The sequence below is a fragment of the Arthrobacter sp. P1_H7 genome, from assembly GCF_056405215.1.
Genome location: NZ_JBFUCO010000011.1, coordinates 112183 through 133610, shown reverse-complemented (window position 1 = coordinate 133610; position 21428 = coordinate 112183). Strand labels below are relative to the sequence as shown.

The window sequence follows — 21428 nt, the reverse complement described above, 5'->3', positions numbered from 1 at the left end:
ATCGTGGCAGATGCAGTGAGGAACTGCCGACGCCGTGACGAGCGGTTCGTAGAAAACGGTACCGTCAAGTTTGCCTTTCGGCGAGGACTGGATTAGTCCCCGGCCTCTGCTTCGAGTTCTGCCTCCGCCATTTCGAGGGCAAAGCCGAGTGCGCTGGCGAGGTTGCCGGCTGCCGCCACGATCCGGGGAGTCCCGACGATTGGAGCAACTGCGATGAGGATGCCTTGGACGTCCTCCAAGGTGATGCCGACGTCCATTGCGGTACCGGCGTTTAGCAGGTAGGAGCCAGCCGGGGCATCTACTGCAGCGAGGGCCGCGATCCGGGCCAGCATCAATTCGCGAGGTTCGAGCGTGGAGCGTTCGAGCGACACGGCGGTGATGTCGGCAAGGGCAGCGAGGACGGGAGCTTCTTCTTCGGCCATGGTTATGTCTCCATCTGGTTTGCGGTGATGATTGCCGAGTTGGCGAAGAGCGAGGATTACCCCACTCGTCCTGCAACCTAACCCGACACGGTGAGGGCAGGCATCACCCGAACGGGATGAACCGGTGGCCAGCCATCAGGCTGCGCTACGAACCGGCATCAGTGTGCGGCGGCGGGGTCCGGCAAGACTTCACCAACGCGTTGACGATTGTCCGCGCCGGGGCCAGAATCGCATTAGTTCGACCCAAGGTGCGTTCGCGCGCTCAACAGGACTGACCCAGGCAACGAGTGCCGATGGCGGTTCCTGACATCAAAGGGAGGTCGCCGATCATGGCTGAGACCAAAGTCAAGCATCCAAGCGTCGAGGAACGTCAATCGAAGGGCAAGAAATACCGCGAGAAGGTGCCGGTGTCCAGCCACACAGGGTGGAAACCCGCGTCCGACCGTCCCGATCCGGTGGCACTGCTCGAGGAACAGAACCGCACCCGGGAACAGGACCTCGTGCCGGTGCGTCACGGCCGGATGCTGGTCTCGCCGTTCACGTTTTACCGGGGTGCAGCCAAGATCATGGCCTCCGACTTGAAGGACACGCCGCGGGCCGGGCTGAAGTCCCAGCTCTGCGGAGACGCGCACCTGTCCAACTTCGGAGTGTTCGCCTCGCCCGAGCGGACCTTGCTGTTCGACCTGAACGACTTCGACGAGACACTTCCCGGACCGTTTGAATATGACGTCAAGCGGATGGCCGCGAGCTTCACGATCGCGGCCCGCAACAACGGATACACCCAGGAAGAAACGCGCGATGCGACACTCAGGGCGGTTCGGGCGTACCGGGAGGCGATGGCTGAGTTCGCGCAAATGCGCACCTTGGACATCTGGTACGCCCGCCTGTCCGAGGAACAGCTGATGGGGACCATCGACCTGGCTGTCGCAAGCCAGAAGGGCAAGGCCCTCAAGAAGGCTGCCCAGGGCCTCGAAAAAGCGGCAAAGGCTAACGTCGCGAAGGCCCACACCAAGGACAGCCTGCAGGCACTGTCCAAGCTCGGCGAGCGCGTCGACGGGAAGTACCGAATTGTCAGTCAACCACCAATCGTCATTCCCGTCCGGGAACTGGCAGATACGTACGGTATGTCTGGCGACGAGGTTGAGAACGCGGTTCGTGACCAGCTCCGGTCCTACCGGGCTACGCTGCCGGATGACCGACGCCACCTGCTGGAGCGATTCGAAGTCATTGACGTCGCCCGCAAGGTCGTGGGCGTCGGCAGCGTCGGCACCCGGGCCTTCATCGTCCTGCTCCAGGGACGCGATCAACAGGACCCCTTGTTCCTCCAGGTCAAGGAGGCCACTCGATCAGTGCTCGAGGACCACCTGCCGAAGAGCAAGTTCAAGCAGCCGGGCGAGCGCGTGGTGCGGGGGCAGCGGATGATGCAGGCCGCGAGCGACATCTTCCTGGGGTGGACCAAAGGCGTGCAGGACAACCGGTACCTCTATTGGCGCCAACTGCGTGACATGAAGGGCTCAGCGGTTGTGGAAGGGATGAAGCCGCTCGGCATGACCTTCTATGCCGACGCCTGCGGCTGGACGCTGGCGCGGGCACACGCCCGGTCCGGCGATGCGATCGCGATCGCGTCCTACCTCGGCAAGAGCGACAAGTTCGACCGCTCCATCACCGATTTTTCCGAGCGCTATGCGGACCAGAACGAAAAGGACTACCAGGCCTTCGCCGATGCGGTTCGCTCGGGACGGCTGGAAGCTATTGAGGGCCTCTGATCGCCCATGCCCGAAGGTCGGCAGGTTTCGCTCTGGATCGCCACAACCGGAACCACCCGCTATCCGTCCCTGGACACGGATCTTGAGGTCGACGTCGCCGTCGTCGGGGGAGGGATTGCCGGCCTGACGGCGGCGCTGGCCCTCAAACGTGCCGGCAACACCGTCGCGGTCCTGGAAGCAGCGCGCATTGGCACCGGCGTCACCGGGCACACCACCGGCAAGGTCACCTCCCTGCACCGGCTGGCTTACACCGAACTCGCGGACCGGCACGGACCGGACGTCGCCGGCACGTACGGGCAGGCCAACCAGGCCGCCATCGAGCACATTGCGCGTGTCGTGGCGGAGGAGGGCATCGACTGCGACTTCCGCAGGGTGTCCAACTACACCTACGCAGAATCCGATGACGCCCTCGCCCGGGTCCGCGACGAGGCGGCCCTGGCCGAACGGCTCGGCCTGCCAGCCGTCTTTACCTCCGACGTGCCGCTGCCGTTCGGTGCCCGGGGCGCGGTCCGGTTCGACGACCAGGCGCAGCTTCACGCGGTGAAGTACCTCCAAGGCCTCGCCCGCGCAGTGGACGGGAGTGGAAGCCACGTACTGGAGGACTCGCGCGTCACCTCGGTCCGAGACGGGGTTCCCGCCGTCGTCGGGACCGGCAGTGGCACCGTCCGGGCGCGCGAGGTGATCGTTGCCACCAACGTCCCCGTTGGCGACGCCGGCCTGTTTGCCGAACGCTGCTACCTGCACCGCTCCTACCTCGTGGCCTGCCTGGCTCCTGCCGTGCCTCTGGACGGGACCTTCATCAGCGTCGACGAGCCGATGCGCTCCATCCTGGCGATCGACATCGAGGGCTCCCGTTTCGTTCTCACCGGCGGCGAGGGGCACCGTGCCGCCGAGGCCGGCGATGCCGCCGACCGGTACCGCCGCCTCGCGGCTTTCTCCCGGGAACGCCTCGGCACCGGGGAGACCAGCTTCCGCTGGTCCACGCAGGACACCATGCCCGTCGACGGGTTGCCCTATGCCGGGACTTTGACTCCGACGGCGGCGCACCTTCATGTGATCACCGGCCTGCGCAAATGGGGCCTGACCAACGGCACCGCCGCCGCCCTGATCCTGGCCGACACCCTGTCGGGCCGTCACAACCCCTGGGCGGCGGTATTCGACACCAAACGCACTTCCGCCGGCCAGACCGGCGCGGCGCGGCAGCAACCGGACGAGCCTCCCCAACCCCACCTACCGGACCAACCGACCGTCGCCGGGCTGCGACCCGGCGAAGGCACCGTCGTGGAGATCGACGGCGAAATGACCGCCGTCTACGCTGACGCCGCCGGGGACCTGCTCGCCGTCTCGGCCATCTGCACCCATCTGGGTTGCACGGTGGCGTTCAACGCGGACGATTCGACGTGGGACTGCCCCTGCCACGGCTCGCGGTTTGCCGCCGACGGCGCCGTCATCCAGGGTCCGGCGACGATGAACCTGGCGCCGAGACCTGCCCCGCGTTAGGTCCCCGCCGGTGTACCGGCGCGCGGGGTGGGGGAGCCGGCGGCCGAAGCGCGGCTTGCCCGGAGCCGTTCCAGCCGGACCACGTCCCGCCCGAATGAAAAGGCCAGCAGCCCCAGCGCCGGGCCGAGCGCCATCGCTCCGAGCGGCGAAGGCACGCCCGGCAACAGGGCGAACAGCAGGGCCGCCGGCTGGGTGGCTCCGATGACCCTGCGGACAGTGCTGGACGGCAGCGGGTTCTTCAGGGACGGCCGGAACCAGGCTGCTGCCAGGAACGCGTAGTACATCAGGCCGATTCCCAGGGGCCACAGGCCGAATTTTCCGGCCGCCGCGCAGGACAGCACCAGAACCAGGGCGGCATCCGTATCCGTATCCAGACGTGAACCCTCGGCCGTGGCAGAACCCGTGAACCGGGCCACCCGGCCATCCACGGCATCGAGCAGGAAGGCGGCTGTACCGAGGACCACCACCAGGGGGCTTGGTCCGGCTTCGGCGCCGACGGTCAAGCCGACCACCGTTTCGGCGGCACAGCAGGCCACGATGCCTGCCCGGCCGAGGGTGACGCGGTCCGCGGGGGTGGAAAACCGGGGTGTCCGTCGCAGGACGGAGCCGGCGGCCCGGGTAATCACCGCGACCCCCGCTAGCAGGGCCAGGAGCCAGGGACCAGGATCCGTGAGGACCGCGGTGCCGAGCCAGGCCCAGACCACAAGATAGACGCCGACGGCGGCGCTGGCATCCGCCACGGCACGCCGGGCCGCTGCCGATCCCGGCCCGGCCTGCCCTGCCGCAGGGGACGCGGAGCCTGCCGGCGGGTCTGCAGGCCGGCTTCTGGGCCGGATTGCCGCTCCCGTGCCTGTAGACGCCCTGTCCTTTGGTTTCGGGTCCCCTCGTTTCGGGTCCTCTTGTTTCGTGCCCTGTACAAACGACTTCAGCCTGAACCACCCGCCCACATGCCAGCAAGTCCGCGGCCCGGGTCTGGTCAGTGCTTGGACCTGATGCCCTGCCGGTCCGTCCGCCGTCCGGCCCGGACGAAACCGATGGCCGCCAGGACAGCGCCGGCGCCTTCGGCCACGGCGCTGACGGACTTCTCGAAGAACCAGATGGGCTCGTACATGGCCGGGAAAGGCCCGAACGCGGGAATATTCACATAACGGTACGCCACCACGGCCACGAAGGCGCTCATGGCGACGACGAACGCGACGGCGAAGGCCGCCCGGCTGCCGCGCAGCAGCACGTACAACCCGGCCAGCACAGCGACAGCCGACTCCAGCAGGAACAGGTTGCCCTGGCCGATCCCCGCGGAGTTCCCCGCCTGGTAGCCCGGGGCCAGATGGATGTGGACGGCGGCGTCAATGAACAGGGCAACGGCCGTGAGGATGCGCAGTGTCATGCCGGCGGTATGGACCCGCGCGGACCGTCCGGGGCTCTGGGCGCTCATTTGACCACCAGCGTCCCGTGCATGCCCGGATGAAAGGTGCAGTGATACGCGTAGGCTCCGGGCTTCGTCTGCGCGGGGAAGGTGTCAGTGCCGCCGCCCTTGACCTCGGCATCGAACGCTGAGCTTTCGTCAGCCGCGGAGCACCCGCCGGTCCCCAGCAAGACCGGGAGCACCCCCAGCGACGGCAGCTTCCGACGAGCATTCATTGCGCACCACCCCGAGCGGCTAGTGGAAACGAGCGGATGAACTTACTAGCTATATTGTGCGCCTGACCGGCACAAATGGAACCAGCCGGCGTCGAACGCCGGTCGGCGAGAGGCCGGGGGAGATAGCGTAGTCACTGGCAAGCAATCCGCAGCCGAGGGAGGGAAATTGCGTGAAGCGTGAGAAGTCCTGGTCAGCATCGCTCACGGTGCTCATTGCCTTTGCAGCGAACGTCCTCGTCGCGGCAGCCAAAACAGTGGCCGCGCTCATCTCTGGCTCGGCGTCCATGACTGCCGAGGCGGCCCACTCCTGGGCGGACACCGGCAACCAGGTCTTCCTGCTCATCGCCGAACGGAAAGCCGCGCGGAAACGGGACAAAGCCCACCCCATGGGCTACGGGCGCGAGGCCTACGTGTAATCGATGATCGCCGCCTTTGGCCTGTTTACGGCCGGGGCGGTGGTGTCGGTGATGCACGGCATCCAGCAGCTGATCACTCCGGAACCGCCAGGTGACTATGCGATCGCCTACGTGGTGCTGACGGTCGCGTTCGTCCTTGAAGGCGTGTCCTTCATCCAGGCGTTCCGGCAAAACCGGAAAGCGGCGCGCGAGCTGGACCGGAACACCCTCGAGCAGGTCCTCAAAGGCTCCGACCCCACCCTGCGGGCCGTCTTTGCCGAGGACGGGGCCGCGCTGATCGGCCTGCTCATCGCCTTCGCCGGGATATTCCTGCACCAGGTCACAGGATCCTCAGTGCCGGACGCCGTGGGGTCGATTCTGGTGGGCATCCTGCTGGCCGCGGTTGCTGTCGTGCTGATCGAGCGGAACCGGCGCTTCCTGGTGGGGCAAGCCGTGACCGGTGATATCGAGGCCACCATGGCCCGCCGCCTCCTCGAGCACCGTGAGATCGAGCGCATCACTTACCTGCATCTCGAGTACGTCGGTCCGCGCAAACTTTACGTCGTGGCGGCGGTGGACATCCAGGGGGACCTGCGGGAACACGACGTCGCCGTGGCCTTACGCCGGGTTGAACGCGAACTTGAGGACCACGAAACCGTGGAGGAGGCCATCCTGACACTCGCCACCGCGGACGAGCCTTCGTTGAATTTCCCCGCCGTTTGAGCACGATACCGGCCGTTGGTCCGGTCCTTCGGCTGGCTCAGGCGCCCGTCGCCGCCGCGTCCATGCCGGCCGGTGGCTGCAGGCGCGCCCCGGAGGCCAGCAGCGCCACGAGAACCGGGGACGGGCTGGGACTGGCCAGCAGGAAGCCCTGCCCCATGTCACAGCCGAGTGAGCGCAGGAGATCCAGCTGCCCGGTGTGCTCAATGCCCTCGGCGATGACGGCCAGGTCCAGTTTCCTGGCCACTTCCAGGATGCCCTCGAGCATCGCCGCGGCCGGGGCGTCCCCGGGCAGCCCGGACAGGAAGGCGCGGTCGACCTTGAGAATGTCCGCGGGCAGCGCCGCGAGCGTGCTGAGCGAGGAGAAGCCGGTCCCGAAGTCGTCGATTGCGATTCGGACGCCGAAGCTCTTCAGCCGGTTTAGCGCAGCGACGCCGCCGTCGGCGCTTGTGGCAAGGGCCGATTCGGTGACCTCGAGGATGACCTTGTCAGCCTGCGAAGCGGGGTGGGCCAGGATGCGCTCCAGGGCAGCCAGGTTCCGGTCGCTGGATAGCTGGAGGGTGGAGAGATTGACCGAGACCCAGAAGTCTTCGGCAGTTCCCGGGGACCGGCGCCAGCCGGCGACGTGACGGCTTGCGGTGTCCAGTACCCAGCAGCCGATGGGGCCAATCTCGCCGGTTTCTTCGGCCAAGGGAATGAAGTCGGCCGGTCCCAGCCGGCCCAGAGTCGGGTGCTCCCAGCGGACCAGGGCCTCCACCCCGGCGATTTCGCCGGTGCCAAGGTTCACCACGGGCTGGTAGTCAAGGCGCAACTGCCCGGCCTGCACAGCCGTGGCGAGGTCCGCCCGGAGAGCGGCGCGGTAGGTCATTTCGTCATAGCCCCGGGCATCGAAGAGCTGGTAGCGGCCTTTGCCGCCGTGCTTGGCCATGTACATGGCGAAGTCTGCCTGCCGCATCAACTCGGCCGGATCTGCAGTGCCGGCGCTGCGCTGGGCGGCGCCCACGCTGACGGTTACCTTCAGCCGGACGTCATCGATGCAGAACGGGTCCCGCAGCGCGGCCTGGATGCGCCGTGCGACGTCGTCTGTCGCCGTGCCACCGTCATCCATGACGACGATCGCGAATTCGTCGCCGCCCAGCCTGGCGACGAGGTCATGCCCGCGCACGCAGCCCCGCAGGCGTTGGGCCAGCTGAATGAGCAACGCGTCGCCGCCCTCATGGCCCAGCGAGTCGTTGACATCTTTGAAGTCGTCGACGTCGATGATCAGCAGGCCTTCGCGTCCGTCCCAGTCCCCGGTGCCGGCAGCTTCCGGGTCCCTTGCTTCGGGGTCGAGCACGGCGGCGAGGCGTTCGGTGAGGACCGCCCGGTTGGCCAAGCCCGTGAGCGGGTCATGCGAGGCACGGAAGGTCAGTTCCAGATGGTTGTCATGCACGGTGGCGGCCATGGAATTGAAGGCCTCGGCCAGTTGGCCCAGTTCGTCATTGCGGACAACGCTGATCCGGTGGCTGTAGTCACCGGACTGCAGCTTCACGACCCCGCGGTGCAGCCCCTCCACGGGGCGAATCAGGTACTTGCTCATCCGCCGGCGGAAGAAGAACACGCCGCAAGCGGCCAGCGCAAAGAGGGCCGTCCGGACGCTCGATACCATCTGCTGGAGCTCGGTTCCATGGGCGACGCCGTCCTCCAGCGCGTCGAGCGAAGCGCGCCGGACGTCGGCGAGCAGTGCGCGGGCCTCCGCGCTGGATGCGGCGAACGCCGGTGCCTCCGCCACTCGGTTGCCGTGGACACCGGCCACCTGGCTTCCCCAGAGACTGTGCGCGGACAGTCCCTCCTGCCATGCGGCCCGGGCCTCGCGGATTGTGGCCCGCATGCCGTACGCCTCTGGCAGGATCCCGGCCGCGGCATCGAACTGGGCGGAGACGTCCTTCTGTTGCCGCAAAAAGGCGGTCTGATCTACGGGTCCTGCGGACAACAGTTGGAGTCCGGCTTGTTCGTGGGTCTCAAGGCCGGTCCGAAGCTCGGCGACGGCTTCCGACTCGACGCGGTGCTGTGCCGCGGCGTGCTGCATATGGTCCGTGACAAAACGGACGCCGACCAGGGTCACCGCGGCCCCGGCCAACAGGGCAAGGAGCACGAGCATGAATGCCCTGGACCATTCGCGCTGCAGGCTCCCTGCGCGGGCGGGTTTGCCGGTGCGAGCACGTGGGCCTGGCGGTCCTTCAGCCGGCCTGGCCGCCCCGCCGTCGGATCGTTGTTCCGGTCCGTTGGCGTTGTTGGCAGCGGTCGACGGGGACGCAGCAGCAGGGTCCGCCAACCTGCTGTTGGATTTACGCATGATCAGCCTCCGGCCGTGTGCCGGCAATCGCAGCATCGTCAATCAGGAGCGTAGCCGAACCTGCCCCGGCCGGTCACGTCCGGCGGCTTCCCGACACTATTGTGAAGCATGTGACAGAAGTGTATTCGACGGATGGCCTGGCGGGGAGCGCCTGCCGAGGGCCCTAGCTGAGGCAGTCTGCGCAGTACGCGTGGCCGGCCTTCTCCTTGGCCAGCTGGGACCGGTGCCGCACCAGGAAACAGGAAAAGCAGGTGAACTCGTCCTCCTTTTGCGGGATGACCGTGACGGTCAGTTCCTCGCCGGACAGGTCTGCTCCCGGCAGTTCCACGCCTTCGGAGGTGTCGGCCTCGTCGAGTTCGCGGACAACGCTTCGGGCGTCAGGCGCATTCGCCGAACGGAGCGCCTCCAGGGAAGCGTTGCGGGATTCCGCGACGTCGGAGCGTACTTCGTCATAATCGGTTGCCACCTGGTGGTACTCATTTCAGTTGCTGGGCGTGTGTTCAGTGTCTGTCCGGATCCCCGGATCTCCGGATCTCCGGGATTGAACCGTACAGCATGACGCCGTGTAAATGCTGGGGACCGGGGGAGTCGCGGCAGTGACGCTCGTGACACCAGGAGGCGGCCGCCCGCGGCGCCGGCCTTCGCGCTTTGTTCGCCACCGGTCACCGGGGCGTCATGTGCCGTTAATTTGCGTGCCCTAGCCTGATTCTTTAGGCACCATCCCACCTTGGGCACCATCCGCACCATCCGTCGGGAGGATTCACCATGGCCGATATTGCTGCAGTGCTGGGACGGCTCACGCAGGACGAACTCAATGAACTGCGCTCCCTGGGCCCCAGCGGTCACCTGACCCGGCGCCTGACCGACGCCATCGACCGCGCGGCCGGCGGCCCCGGAGCCGGGCGCGGCTACTACGTCGCCAACGGGAGCGTCAGCTCCACCGGAGGCCCGCACGTGATCCTGCGCAGCGACGTTTCGGGCTGGCTGTTCGGCCCTCCCCAGCAGGGCTGACCGAACAGCGACGGGCACCACCCTGCCACCGGACTCGCCAGGTTCCTTCCAGCCCGGCCCCGGAAGGGCCATACTGGCCCAAAGGGAGGGGGCCGGATTGCGGATTCTGATGGTGGAGGATGAGCACGCCCTGGCCGAGACAGTCCGCCGCGGGCTGAAGAACGAGGGGTTCGTCGTCGACGTAGCCCACGACGGTGTGCGGGGACTCTCGGCGGCGCTGGAGAACGCGTACGATGCCATCCTTCTGGACCTCATGCTGCCGCGGATGAACGGCTACGACGTCTTGAAGGAACTGCGGCAACGCAAAGTGTGGACTCCGGTGTTGATGCTCACGGCCAAGGACGGGGAATACGACCAGACCGATGCCTTCGACCTGGGCGCTGACGACTACCTCACCAAGCCGTTCAGCTTCTTGGTGCTCGTGGCCCGGATCAGGGCGCTGATCCGGCGCGGAGCGCCCGCCAGGCCTGTCATCATGACGCTTGGCACACTGTCCCTGGACCCGGTCAGCCACAGTGTGCGCCGCGGCGATACCCTCATCAGCCTCACGGCCAGGGAGTACGGGCTCCTGCATTATCTGATGCGCCGGCATGACCAGATCGTCTCAAAGGCGGAAATCCTGCAAAACGTCTGGGACCCGGCTTTCGAGGGCGCGAACAATGTGGTGGAGGTTTACATCGGCTACCTTCGGCGCAAGATCGATGTCCCGTTCGGGATCCACAGCCTGACCACCGTGCGCGGCATGGGCTACCTGCTCAGCGCCGACCCGATCCCTGAACCCCGTGCCGCCGAGATTCGCGAGGAGTGACCTCCGCCGGCTCCACGGGTTCCGGAAGGGGAAATACGATCTCAAACCGGCAGTGACCCGCTGGTCCGTCCGTCGGGCGGATGCTCCCATGATGGGCGGCCACAATTCCCGCCGCGATGGCCAGGCCCAGTCCGCTGCCGCCGCCTTCCCGGGAACGGCTGCCATCGAGCCGGACAAATCGTTCGAAGATCCGTTCCCGATCCGCCTCCGGAATGGGGTCGCCGTCGTTGTCGACCGTGATGATGACCCGGTCCCCGGCGGTGTGCAGGTTCACGGCGATCCGGGACAGGGCGTGGCGGTCGGCGTTGTCCAGGACGTTCCGCAGGACCTGCGCCAGGCGGCGGGCGTCGCCGCGGATCCGTGCCGGAACGATCTCCGCCGAGATCTGGTTCCGGCTGGTGGAGCGCAGCCGGCGGATCTCCTGGTCCAGCACATCGTCAAGATCGACGTCCTTCTGCTCCACGCGCAGGCCGCCGTCGTTGGCTTTGGCCAGCGTCAGCAGGTCCTCCACGAGGAAGCTCATGCGGGCCGTCTCCTCAGAGAGGACATCCTTCATCTGCAGCCACATCGCCCCGGTCGGGTCGGCCGCTGCTATCTCGATTCCGGCCCTCAGCGTGGCCAGCGGGCTGCGGAGCTCGTGGCTGGCGTCCGAGACGAATCTGCGCTGTTCGGTGTCCGAGGCCTGCAGCCGGTCCAGCATGGTGTTCATGGTCAGCGCCAGGGCGTGGATTTCATCGTTGGTCGGCGGGACGTCGACGCGTCCATCCAGCCGCTCGGCGTTGATCCGGGCCACCTGGCCACGGATCCGCTCAACCTGGCGGAGGGATCGCCCCACCAGGAGCCACACGGACGCGGCCACAGTGACCAGCAGCAGCGGCGTGGCTCCCAGCATGAACCACGCGACCGTGGAAATGGTGTCCGCCTGTATCTGTGCGGCCTGGGCCACCACCACCGTGTAGCTGAGCGTGCCGGTCCGCGCTCCCACGGTGACGATGTGGTAGTCGTCGGTGTCTCCGATGCTTGGAAGGCTCGAGACGTCCTGGGTCATCGTCTGGCCCGGGCTGGGCCGCTGGGCTGATAAGGGGGAGTTGGCGACGTCGGGGTCCGAGCTGGCCAGGACGTACCCTTCGGCATCCAGCACCTGAACGAACTGGCCCGCATGCGAGGTGTCCATGATGTAGGCGCGGGCATCCTCGATGTCCATGTCCTCCATCTCGGCGATCACGTCCAGGGCCTTCTGCTGGGCTGCGGCGTCGCTCGACCTGGCCAGGGACGCCTGCAGCAGGACGAGAAGGACGATGCCGCCGAGCAGCAGCGCGACGGCTACGACGCCGACGGCGACCGCCGTCGAGCGCTTCCGCACGCCCCAACGAATCTGGTCCCTGCCGGGGCCGGATGGGGCTCGTTTGCCCAGTGCCATGCTCCAAGAATGCGTCAATGCGTGGTCCGGGACAACCACCGCGGCCGCATTGCCGTCACCGCGCGCCCGGCCCCACCGGGAGAGGTTGCTCTCAGTCTCTTCTCAGCGGGATGCGGGACAGTGGAAATAGGCCGCAGAATACGGCCGCCGGCCGCCACGGGGCCGTTCGTCCACAGATTCCGGCCGCACGCTCTCCTCAACCAGTGTGCGGCCGGACACGACACCCGGGCGAAGCGGCGCGGCGGCGGAACGGGCGCCCGCAACAGCTACTTCCGGTATTCCACGCCGATGAGCCGCGGCCAGCCCCTCATGACCCAGGCGTCACCCGGAGCCAGACGAACTGCTGGGCGTCCAGGACCAGTCCCGCGTCGAGGCGCACATGGGCGCCGGTCAGGATGTTGACGGCGCCGGCCGCGAAGCCGGAGAGTGTCACCGCCGCTACTTCCTGAGGGCCGTCGCTGAAGTTGGCCAGGGCGAGGATCAGCGTTCCATTTCCCGGACGCTGGTACCCCAGGACCCCCGGGTTGTTCGTGTCGAACCCGACCAGCCGGGTCCCGGCCAGCTCCGGCGTCGCTGACCGTACGGACACCATCCGGCGCAGTCCGGCAAAGACGGCCCCGGCGGGGGTTTCCGGCTCCGCGCGCCGTGCGTAGCCTGCAGCCGGGTAGTGCGGCCGGTGCACCCAGCGGCTGTCCGTTCCGTGGCCATCCTCGGCGGCGTACGCGTAGTCGTTGAACTGGCCCACCTCGTCACCGAGGTACAGCAGCGGGATGCCCCCGGTGCTGAAGGTCACCGAGTGGGCCAGCAGGATCCGGTTCACCGCCGCAGCTGTTCCGCCCTCCAGCCCGCAGAGCGACGCCGTAGTCCCGGAAATCCGGCAGTCGCCGGTGCGCGGGTTGTCCTGAAAAGGCACGCCGCGGGCGAAGCTGCCGGGGAAACGGTTGACGTAGAAGGAATTGAGGAACCGTCGGTGCTCGAAGGCATTGATGCCAAGCTCGGCGGCGTCCTCATCCGCAAACGTCCAGCCGATGTCGTCGTGGCTGCGGACATAGTTCACCCAGGCCGTGCCGTCCGGGATATTGTGGCGCCGCTCCAGGGCCTGGGAGAGCAGCGAAACGTCGCGGGTGGCCAACGCCTCCCAGATCAGTGCCATCTGCAGTGGGTTGTAGGAGAGCTGGCACTCGGCGGGGTCGATGTAGCGGGCCACCTCATCGGGGTGGACGATCGCCTCGGACTTGAACAGCAGCGACGGCGCCGCCAGCCGGCACACGGCATTGAAGGCCTGCAGCAGGGTGTGGGCCTCGGGCAGGTTCTCACAGGGCGTGCCGAGCTGCTTCCAAATGAAGGCGACGGCGTCCATCCGGAGAATGTCCACGCCCTGGTTGGCCAGGTACAGCATCTCGCCGGCCATGGCCCGGAAGACGTCCGGGTTGGCGTAGTTCAGGTCCCACTGGAAGGTGTGGAACGTGGTCCAGACCCACCGTCCGTCCGGCAAATCGACAAATGAGCCGGGGTGGTCGTCCGGGAAGATTTCGCGGACGGTTTGTTCGAACGCGTCCGGCATGGACCGGTCCGGGAAGATCCAGTAGTAGTCGCTGTAGGCCGGCTCGCCCGCGGCCGCCTTCCGGGCCCATTCGTGTTCGTCGGAGGTGTGGTTGAAGATGAAATCGACCACGAGGCTGATGCCGTTCGCCCGCAGCTCGGCGGCGAGGTCACGCAGCTGCTGCATGGTGCCCAGCCTGGGGTTGACGTCGCGGTAGCTGGAGACGGCGTAGCCGCCGTCGGAGTGCGGTTCGGGGGCCAGGAACAGCGGCATCAGGTGCAGATACGTCAGGCCGAGTTCCTTGAAATAGGGGATCCGGGCGCGGACACCTTCGAGGTCCTCGGCGTATCTGTCGACATAGCAAACGCCGCCGAGCATGGTGTTGGACTGGAACCAGCCGCTGTTGTGTTCCCGTTCGGCGTCGAGGCCCTTCAGCCCGGCAGGCCTCTCGGCCCACGAGCGGGCAGACTCCATCACAAGGTCCGTCAGCTGATCCAGCCAATCGTGCCGTGCGCCGTAGAGATCGTGGAACAACCGGAACAGGACCGGGAAATGGCGGTCGAAGCGCTCTTCGAAAACGGCCCGGTCCGGGCCGTCCCACCCGATTCCTGTGCCCGCCGCCAGGGCCCTGAGCACATGCCGGCGGGCCCCGCTGTCTGCGCCGTCAGCTACAAGGGCGGGTTCAACCATGAAGCGTCTCCTTTGACCAGTTTCAGTCCTCGACGGCGCGAGGACAGTTCACATCCTTGCAGACGGACGGACAGGTGCCCAGCACGGCAGCCGTGTTCGGCGAGGGAAGGCAGCCGACAGCCGCTGCAGCCCTGCCCCGGCTACACCGGCACCCGGATGACGAGGGGGTCCATCGCCTGGCCGTCGGCGTACTGGCCGTCGAACAGTTCCGAACCGGCCTGGGATATCGCCACCTCGACGCGCTCCCAGACGAGGAACCCTTCCATGTTGCGGGGCGCGGCAGTACGCAGGGTGCCGACATCCGAGCGGTCCAAGCCGCCGCCGTCGCCCGTGCTGATGGACAGGACCCCGTGCCCGGCCGCGAACTCGACCCATGGATCCAGCAGCCGGACGAACATCATTCCGTGGTGTCCGGCGACCCGCACATCGCCGCGGAACCGCAGCACGCCGGTACCGCTGGCGGGATCGTACTCGGAGCCGGCGGGGGCGAAACAGAACTCTCCGGACGCGCTGACCGTGGCGCCGTCGGCCGCGGAAACGGCACCGTCCGGGAGTCCGGAAATGTAGTCCAAAAAGCTGCGTTTGATGCCCCAGGTCAGACCCGGCAGGGGCAGCGGGGCGGGGGAAGCGGACGCTGGTGTCACGTAGGTTCTCCTGGCTGTCGAGCGGATCTATGTCCGAGCCTAGCCGCGGATCCGCGCCGGGCTGAACTGTTGCATCCGCGCCGCTTCATCCGGCGTATTTCTCTGACGGCGTAGGGCCGCCAGGACTACTGCCGGGGCGGCGGTGGTTGACTTGGATGAGTACCGGTTAGCAGGAGGTGCACCGTGGCCGCGTCCATCAGCAGGGTATCCGGATCCGATGTGTCCGAAGACCCGCTGGATTCCTATTCCGCAACGGTCATCCGCGTGGCCGAGGCTGTCACCCAGCACGTCGCAGCGCTCGAAATGACCGGCAACGGGCGCAACGGCAGGCTGAGGGTCGGTGCGGGTTCGGCCGTGCTGTTCACCACGGACGGTTATCTGCTGACGAACGCCCACGTGGTGGGCGGCGCCCAGTCGGGCCACGCAGTCTTCGCCGATGGCACCAGCACGGCTGTGGACGTGGTGGGCGCCGACCCGCTCTCCGATCTTGCCTTGGTCCACGGCCGGGCACCCACCGCGGCACCGGCCGAACTGGGCGACGCCGAGTCCCTCCGGGTCGGCCAGCTGGTCATCGCCGTGGGCAATCCGCTCGGGCTCGCCGGCTCCGTCACCGCAGGGGTAGTCAGCGGACTTGGCCGTTCGATCCCCGTCTGGTCCGGCCGGAGCCGGCGCGTGATCGAGGACGTCATCCAGACCGACGCGGCCCTCAACCCCGGCAGTTCCGGCGGGGCGCTGGCAGACGCCCGCGGGCGGATCGTCGGCATCAATACGGCCGTGGCCGGCGTTGGACTCGGGCTGGCCGTTCCCATCAACGCCACGTCCCGGCGGATCATCGCTTCGCTGCTCAAGGACGGCCGCGTCCGCCGGGCCTACCTGGGCCTGGTCAACACACCGATCCAGTTGCAGCCGAGCGCCGTCGTCCGGACGGGCCGCAGGGAGGGCCTGCTCGTTGTCGAGGTCCTGCCGGGTTCGCCAGCCGAGCGGGCCGGGCTCCGGGCCGGCGACATCCTCCTGAAGGTCGGGCAGAAGTATGTTTCGAACGCCGAGAGCCTGCAGAAACTGCTGTTCGCAGAGGCCATCGGCGAGCCGCTGGACCTTGCTGTGCTCCGGGACGGCGCGGACCTGCGCCTGGTGGCGGTGCCCGCCGAGATGACCGACAACCAGTAGGAAAACCCGGCCCGGACCGGCGGTTCCACGGGCTGGAATTTGCCCGCCGGGGGGCCAAATCTTGACGCGCTGAACTACTTGGGTCCGAATGGGGGCCGCCCGCGGAATTACTTGGTTAGCGCCGCAATCACCTGCCCTCCGCCCCGCGCGCTTACTCGACGGTACTGACGCCTGTACGCGTCTTTCTTTGGGCGAAAGATCGGGTAGCGGCATACCTTGTTGCGCCCTGTCTGGCGTGTCACGGTGTCATTGGAAAGCCGGAGGGAACAGCGTCTCAGTACGGCCTGGTTTCAATGTTGATCCGGCTCTCCACAGACGATTCAGTTCGTTTTACCTGGGGAAATCGGAGAACATCGTGGATAGCCCAAAGGAAACTTCACCCTCCATTTCGGTTCGCCTCTTCGGATCATTCGAGGTGCGCCGGGACGGCGTGGCGCTCACCGCTGCCGACATGGGCGGATGCAAACCGCGGCACATACTGGAAATTCTTCTCCTGAACCTTGGCACGCCCGTGTCCAAGACCCGCCTGATCGATCTTCTCTGGGGCGCCGGAGCCAGTGACGGCTCCGTCGCGACTCTCGAGAGCTATATCAGCGGTATCCGCCGCGCCATCCAGCCGGGGCAGACCAAGACCGGTCCGCTCCGTACGGCCAACAGTGGCTACGTCCTGGACCCTAAGCTCGTGGATCTCGACTTATTCCGGTTCCGTGACCTGGTCCGCGACGCCGGTGAGCTGCCTCCGGATGAGGCGTACCCCCTGATGCTTGAGGCCCTGGAGATGTCCGCCGAGCCGCTGCTCGGGTTCGAACTTGCTTCCGACTGGGCCGAAGAGGCGCGCGCACGCCATGCAGCCGAGAAGGTGGCGCTGCAGATCCTCGCGGCAGAAACGGCGGCCCTGCTGGACAAACCTGACGACGCCGTCAACCTGGTCCAGGCTGCCATTCGGGCGGAGCCCCTGAATGAGCGGGCCTGGACGGTACTGGTGACAGCGTATGAACAAGCGGGCCTGCCGGCGGAGGGCCTCGCGGCGTATGACCGCTGCCGGCGGCTCTTCGACCGCGACCTTGGCTGCACCCCCGGGCCGGCCCTGCAGGAGGCTCATCTGCGGCTCCTGCGGCAGCGCGCGGAAAGCAACTCCGAACTCTCCGAGGTGCTGGCGGCGCTGCTCTATCTGGGCGAGCGGTTGAACGGGCCCAAGAGCCGGCAGCTGCCCGCGGCGGAGTCCCGGCGCATGCATGAGAACGCCGGGCGGGTGCTTGATTCCTTCCTCCAGCGCGTCCGGGCCGCCGTCTGACCCCCGCAGGGCCGTCACCGACGGGCCGGCCACCCCAAATTGACAACAGGGATGGCCGCCGGCGGGCCCCGGACGTTAGCTTCGTCACGTGGCCGGGATTCTCGAGGAATTCCGCCGTGCCGGGCCCCATACTTGAAATGTCCCTGGCGGGCAGTCCCACCGCCGGGTGTGAGGAGGGCCCATGGAAACCTTGAAGAAAGTCGTCACGAACGAGTACTTCCCCGCAGCCGCTGTGCTGTCCGGAGTCATCCTGTTCTGGGTCCTGGGCCTCTTCGGCGGACTGTCCCTCCTGAGCACCCGCCAGAGCCCGGTGACCACCCTGACGTGGATGATGTTCGTCTACGCTGCAGCGGTGCTCTCGCCCCTGGCCGGGCTCGTCGCCGCCATTGACCTCGTGCGTCGGTGGCTGCGGAACCGGCAGGCGAGCGCGGCGGAATCCGCCTAGCCTGCCCCGCTGAGTCGTCACCGCGGAGCCGGCGCTGGGTCGCCGTCGCTGGACCCGGACCGCAGCGTACGCCATGCCGCTGCCGGCGTCCTCCGTTACTCGAAGCGGGAAGGATCGCCCATGCCGCGCCGGACGATTTCCGCGACGCCGCTGGAGTAGTCGATCACCGTGGTTGGTTCGGCACCGCAGTCGCCGGAATCGATCACGGCGTCCACCACGTGGTCCAGGCGTTCCTTGATCTCCCACCCCTGCGTGAGCGGCTCTTCCTCATCCGGAAGCAGCAGCGTACTCGATAGCAGCGGTTCGCCAAGCTCAGCGAGCAGCGCCTGGACCACGTGGTTGTCCGGGATGCGCACGCCAACAGTCTTCTTCTTCGGGTGCAGCAGCCGTTTGGGGACCTCCCTGGTCGCCGGCAGGATGAAGGTATAGCTGCCGGGCGTGACGGCCTTGATGCTGCGGAACACGTCGTTGTCGATCTGGACGAACTGGCCCAACTGGGCGAAGTCCTTGCAGACGAGAGTGAAGTGATGTTTGCCGTCCAATTGCCGGATGGTCCGGATCCGGTCCAGGGCCTCCCGGTTACCCAGCTGTGCGCCCAGGGCGTAGCAGGAATCCGTGGGGTAAGCGATCAGGCCGCCTGAGCGCACGATGTCCACGGCCTGGAGGATCGAACGGTGCTGGGGGTTCTCGGGGTGCACATCGAAGTATCTCGCCATCCCAAGAGCATACGCCCGGCGGCCGCCCGGACGGCCACTGCGGAGCCCGCCAGCCGACCCCAATGTCCCGCGGTGGCCCAGGGACGGCCTGCTTGTGCACAGACAGTTCTGTCTGATAGCTTCGTTCCCGGTATAGACAAACCTGTCTACGCCAACCCACGATCTGTCCGGCGAACAAACACCGAGAGCGAGAACCGAATGCTGTCAATGGCAGGAAAGACAGTTCTGATCACCGGAGGCACCGGCGGGATCGGCAAGGCCACGGCTCTTGGCCTGGCCGCCCTGGGTGCGCGGGTTGCCATCACTGGACGTAATGCTGACAGGGCATCCCGGGCAGCTGAGGAGATCCGCGCTGTGGCCTCGGCCCCCGTCGAGGTGTTCATCGCCGATCTTTCCTCCCAGCAGGAAGTCCGCAGGCTGGCCGACGAGGTATTGAATACCCTGGACCGCCTTGATGTGCTGGTCAACAACGTAGGCGGCTTCTGGAACACCCGCCGCGTCACCGCCGACGGACTGGAATACACCTTCGCCCTTAACCACCTCGCCCCTTTCCTGCTCACCAACCTGCTCCTTGAACGGTTGAAGGAAAGCGGACCGGCGCGGGTCGTAACTGTCTCGTCCGGCGCCCAGGCCATGGGACGCATGGACTTCCCGGACCTGCTGGCCGAACGGGCCTACTCGGGGCAGCGGGCGTACAACCAGTCGAAACTGGCCAACGTCCTGTTCACGTACGGACTCGCCGCACGCCTCTCCGGCACCGGGGTCACCGCGAATGTGCTGCACCCCGGAGTGGTGGCGACGGCGTTCGGAGCCGAAGATCCGGGCCGGATGCAAGAGTTCCTGACCCCGCTGGTGCAGCGGTGGATGAAAACCCCGGAGCAGGGCGCCCGGACCTCGATATACCTTGCCTCGGCGCCGGAGCTCGACAACGTCACTGGCCGGTACTTTGCCAACAGCACTCCTAAAAAATCATCAAAACGCAGCTACAGCCAGTCCGATATTGACCGCCTCTGGCAGGTCAGCTCGGCTCTGGTCGGCCTCGAATCCGATTCTGAAAGAAGCACGAACCTTCCATGACCCCACAGCGCACGCTCGTCCTTGTTGCCCACCCCGACCTGGAAAGCTCGCGGATCACCGCACACCTCACCTCGGCCATCATGGACTTGGAGCACGTGACGGTGCATGACCTCTCCGCCGCCCACCCCGACCGGCAGTTCGATACCGCCCGGGAACAGGAGCTGCTGCGCGGGCACGACACCATCGTCTGGCAGTTCCCGTGGCACTGGTACTCCGTCCCGGGGGTCCTGAAGGAGTGGATGGACCAGGTGCTGACGTACGGCTTCGCGTACGGCGCAGGAGGGGACGCCCTCCACGGAAAGCGGCTCCAGCTGGTGCTGTCGACCGGAGGCCCCGAATCGTCCTACGCGCCGGCAGGACACAACCGCTTCACGATGGAGGAGCTCCTGCGTCCCCTCGACGCCACCGCGCACCTGTGCGGGCTGGAGATGGCGCAGCCGCTCATCCTGCATTCGGCACCCCGGGTGGACGCCGATGAACTCGACCGGCACGCCGCCCGCTACCGCGAACTGCTGGCTCCGGCGTCGGTCGCCGCGCGCTAGGCAGAATCCGGCGCGTCGGATCCGGCGCACCCAGGGGCGCTGGTGTCAGGCGGCCTGGGGAGCGAACATGAAGGCAAGCGCGGCAGCCCCGAGCGTTGCCGCCAGCAGCAGCACCGCCAGCGCCCGGCGCAGGGCCTCGTCCGCCATCACGGCCACACAGTCACAACTGCTCGTCGTGGTGGATCCGTTCGCCGAGCAGCCGCAGCGGCTCACCGCTGCCGCTCCACTGCTGGGCGATAAACTCTGCCGCGATGGACACGGCCGTTTCCTCCGGGGTGCGGGCGCCCAGGTCCAGGCCGACAGGACTGTGGAGCCTGGACAGTTCGTCCTCAGTAAGTCCCGTCTGCCGCAGCCGCGCCATCCTGTCCTCGTGCGTGCGCCGGGATCCCATGGCGCCGATAAAGGCCACGGGGCTGCCGCGCAACGCTACCTCAAGGACGGGGATGTCGAACTTGGGGTCGTGGGTCAGGACGCAGAGCACAGCCCGGGAATCCAGCAGCCCTTGGGCGAACTGCTCGCTCAGGTACCGGTGGGGCCACGCGTTGACCACCTCGGCGGCGTCGGGGAACCGCGCCGGCGTCGCGAACACGGACCGCGCGTCACAGACTGTCACCCGGTAGCCCAGGAACGCGCCCAGCCGCGCCAGGGCCGCGGCGAAGTCAATGGCGCCGAAGATGATCATGCGGGGCGGCGGCGCGTAGCTGGCAAAAAAGACGCGCATGCCGGTGTCGAGCCGCTCGCCGTCCACGCCGTAGTTCAGGATGCCCGTCCGGCCGGCGGCGAGAAGACCCTGGGTGTCGTCGCCAACGGCGCGGTTGGTCCGGTCCGAGCCCAGGTCACCCTCCCAACCGTCCGGCCTGACAACCAGGTGCCGCCCCACACGGCCGGCATCCGGGTGTTCGATTATCGTGGCGACGCCCACACGGCGCCCCGCGGCGATGTCCTGCGCGACGGCGTCGAGTTCGGCAAAGCGGCGCCGGGACACAGGTTCGACGAAGATGTCGATGATGCCACCGCAGGTCAGGCCCACGGCAAAGGCATCGTCGTCGCTGATCCCGTAGCGCACCAGGGCTGCCTCGCCGTCGTCCTTGACCTGGGTGGCAAGTTCGTAAACAGCCCCCTCGACGCAGCCGCCGGAGACGGAGCCCACGGCCTCGCCGTCGGCCGTCACCAGCATCGCCGCCCCCGGGAGCCGTGGCGCTGATTTGAAAGTGCTGACGACGGTGGCCAGGCCTGCCGTGGCACCCTTTCGCCAGTCAGGCAACATGGCCGCAAGGACATCACGCATCGGC

At 67.2% G+C, this 21428-nt stretch carries 20 protein-coding genes and 1 pseudogene; 10 read left to right on the top strand and 11 right to left on the bottom strand.

From position 1 onward, the window contains the following. Positions 1–92: 92 nt before the first annotated feature. Complete coding sequence (locus AC1DXI_RS12865) at positions 93–422, bottom strand: carboxymuconolactone decarboxylase family protein (protein WP_476938949.1); 330 nt, start codon at positions 420–422, stop codon at positions 93–95. A 329-nt stretch (positions 423–751) separates the two neighbouring features. Between AC1DXI_RS12865 and AC1DXI_RS12860 the strand changes: the two genes are divergently transcribed. Together AC1DXI_RS12860 and AC1DXI_RS12855 are read left to right on the top strand one after the other, a co-directional pair. Further along, entirely contained in the window at positions 752–2188 is a 1437-nt protein-coding gene (locus AC1DXI_RS12860; protein ID WP_476938948.1) for a DUF2252 domain-containing protein, read from the top strand. 6 nt (positions 2189–2194) lie between these two features. Beyond that, positions 2195–3688, top strand: a complete 1494-nt coding sequence (locus tag AC1DXI_RS12855; RefSeq protein WP_476938947.1) for an FAD-dependent oxidoreductase — start codon at positions 2195–2197, stop codon at positions 3686–3688. On the opposite strand, the gene AC1DXI_RS12850 is transcribed toward AC1DXI_RS12855, so the two are convergent. The 3 genes from AC1DXI_RS12850 to AC1DXI_RS12840 all read right to left on the bottom strand — a co-directional run bounded on the left by AC1DXI_RS12850 (position 3685) and on the right by AC1DXI_RS12840 (position 5329). Beyond that, positions 3685–4428: a CDP-alcohol phosphatidyltransferase family protein gene (locus AC1DXI_RS12850; RefSeq protein WP_476938946.1), complete on the bottom strand. Its 744-nt coding sequence runs from the start codon at positions 4426–4428 to the stop codon at positions 3685–3687. The genes AC1DXI_RS12855 and AC1DXI_RS12850 overlap by 4 nt on opposite strands. A 236-nt stretch (positions 4429–4664) precedes the next feature. Continuing rightward, entirely contained in the window at positions 4665–5123 is a 459-nt protein-coding gene (locus tag AC1DXI_RS12845; RefSeq protein WP_476938945.1) for a hypothetical protein, read from the bottom strand. Beyond that, positions 5120–5329, bottom strand: a complete 210-nt coding sequence (locus AC1DXI_RS12840) for a cupredoxin domain-containing protein (protein WP_476938944.1) — start codon at positions 5327–5329, stop codon at positions 5120–5122. Before AC1DXI_RS12840 ends, AC1DXI_RS12845 begins: the two co-directional genes overlap by 4 nt. Positions 5330–5499: 170 nt before the next feature. On the opposite strand from AC1DXI_RS12840, the pseudogene AC1DXI_RS12835 reads away from it, so the two are divergent. Then, positions 5500–6447 (top strand): annotated as a pseudogene (locus tag AC1DXI_RS12835) (cation diffusion facilitator family transporter). A gap of 37 nt (positions 6448–6484) precedes the next feature. Here the strand turns inward: AC1DXI_RS12835 and AC1DXI_RS12830 are convergent. After that, the gene (locus tag AC1DXI_RS12830) at positions 6485–8584 is read right to left on the bottom strand and encodes a putative bifunctional diguanylate cyclase/phosphodiesterase (RefSeq protein ID WP_476938943.1); all 2100 of its coding nucleotides are present in this window, start codon (positions 8582–8584) and stop codon (positions 6485–6487) included. Positions 8585–8942: 358 nt separating this feature from the next. Next, on the bottom strand, positions 8943–9245 hold the full coding sequence (locus AC1DXI_RS12825; RefSeq protein WP_018772798.1) for a DUF4193 domain-containing protein: 303 nt from the start codon (positions 9243–9245) through the stop codon (positions 8943–8945). Between the two features lie 299 nt (positions 9246–9544). Here AC1DXI_RS12825 and AC1DXI_RS12820 point away from each other — a divergent pair, with 299 nt between their 5' ends. Together AC1DXI_RS12820 and AC1DXI_RS12815 are read left to right on the top strand one after the other, a co-directional pair. Further along, complete coding sequence (locus tag AC1DXI_RS12820) at positions 9545–9790, top strand: hypothetical protein (RefSeq protein ID WP_476938942.1); 246 nt, start codon at positions 9545–9547, stop codon at positions 9788–9790. Positions 9791–9887: 97 nt separating this feature from the next. After that, complete coding sequence (locus AC1DXI_RS12815) at positions 9888–10598, top strand: response regulator transcription factor (protein WP_026266308.1); 711 nt, start codon at positions 9888–9890, stop codon at positions 10596–10598. Here AC1DXI_RS12815 and AC1DXI_RS12810 read toward each other — a convergent pair. The 3 genes from AC1DXI_RS12810 to AC1DXI_RS12800 form a co-directional block, all read right to left on the bottom strand. Continuing rightward, on the bottom strand, positions 10546–11961 hold the full coding sequence (locus AC1DXI_RS12810; protein WP_476938941.1) for a sensor histidine kinase: 1416 nt from the start codon (positions 11959–11961) through the stop codon (positions 10546–10548). The genes AC1DXI_RS12815 and AC1DXI_RS12810 overlap by 53 nt on opposite strands. A gap of 364 nt (positions 11962–12325) precedes the next feature. Next, a complete protein-coding gene (locus tag AC1DXI_RS12805; protein WP_476938940.1) occupies positions 12326–14251 on the bottom strand; it encodes an alpha-amylase family protein in 1926 nt (641 codons plus the stop codon). A gap of 140 nt (positions 14252–14391) precedes the next feature. Continuing rightward, a complete protein-coding gene (locus tag AC1DXI_RS12800; RefSeq protein ID WP_476938939.1) occupies positions 14392–14895 on the bottom strand; it encodes an HtaA domain-containing protein in 504 nt (167 codons plus the stop codon). A 183-nt stretch (positions 14896–15078) separates the two neighbouring features. Between AC1DXI_RS12800 and AC1DXI_RS12795 the strand changes: the two genes are divergently transcribed. The 3 genes from AC1DXI_RS12795 (at position 15079) to AC1DXI_RS12785 (ending at position 17801) form a co-directional block, all read left to right on the top strand. Further along, complete coding sequence (locus AC1DXI_RS12795; protein ID WP_476938938.1) at positions 15079–16062, top strand: S1C family serine protease; 984 nt, start codon at positions 15079–15081, stop codon at positions 16060–16062. 355 nt (positions 16063–16417) lie between these two features. Then, positions 16418–17356 carry an AfsR/SARP family transcriptional regulator gene (locus AC1DXI_RS12790; RefSeq protein WP_476938937.1) on the top strand — a complete coding sequence of 313 codons (939 nt, stop codon included), beginning with the start codon at positions 16418–16420 and terminating at the stop codon, positions 17354–17356. A gap of 181 nt (positions 17357–17537) precedes the next feature. After that, a complete protein-coding gene (locus tag AC1DXI_RS12785; RefSeq protein WP_026536676.1) occupies positions 17538–17801 on the top strand; it encodes a hypothetical protein in 264 nt (87 codons plus the stop codon). A gap of 95 nt (positions 17802–17896) precedes the next feature. On the opposite strand, the gene AC1DXI_RS12780 is transcribed toward AC1DXI_RS12785, so the two are convergent. Beyond that, complete coding sequence (locus AC1DXI_RS12780) at positions 17897–18517, bottom strand: L-threonylcarbamoyladenylate synthase (RefSeq protein ID WP_079549522.1); 621 nt, start codon at positions 18515–18517, stop codon at positions 17897–17899. Between the two features lie 207 nt (positions 18518–18724). On the opposite strand from AC1DXI_RS12780, the gene AC1DXI_RS12775 reads away from it, so the two are divergent. Together AC1DXI_RS12775 and AC1DXI_RS12770 are read left to right on the top strand one after the other, a co-directional pair. Then, positions 18725–19594, top strand: coding sequence for an SDR family NAD(P)-dependent oxidoreductase (locus AC1DXI_RS12775; protein WP_476938936.1), 870 nt, complete (start codon positions 18725–18727; stop codon positions 19592–19594). Then, positions 19591–20136 carry an NAD(P)H-dependent oxidoreductase gene (locus AC1DXI_RS12770; protein ID WP_476938935.1) on the top strand — a complete coding sequence of 182 codons (546 nt, stop codon included), beginning with the start codon at positions 19591–19593 and terminating at the stop codon, positions 20134–20136. Before AC1DXI_RS12775 ends, AC1DXI_RS12770 begins: the two co-directional genes overlap by 4 nt. 160 nt (positions 20137–20296) lie before the next feature. Here the strand turns inward: AC1DXI_RS12770 and AC1DXI_RS12765 are convergent, their stop codons facing one another. Then, positions 20297–21424: an XdhC family protein gene (locus AC1DXI_RS12765; RefSeq protein WP_476938934.1), complete on the bottom strand. Its 1128-nt coding sequence runs from the start codon at positions 21422–21424 to the stop codon at positions 20297–20299. Between the last annotated feature and the right edge of the window lie 4 nt (positions 21425–21428).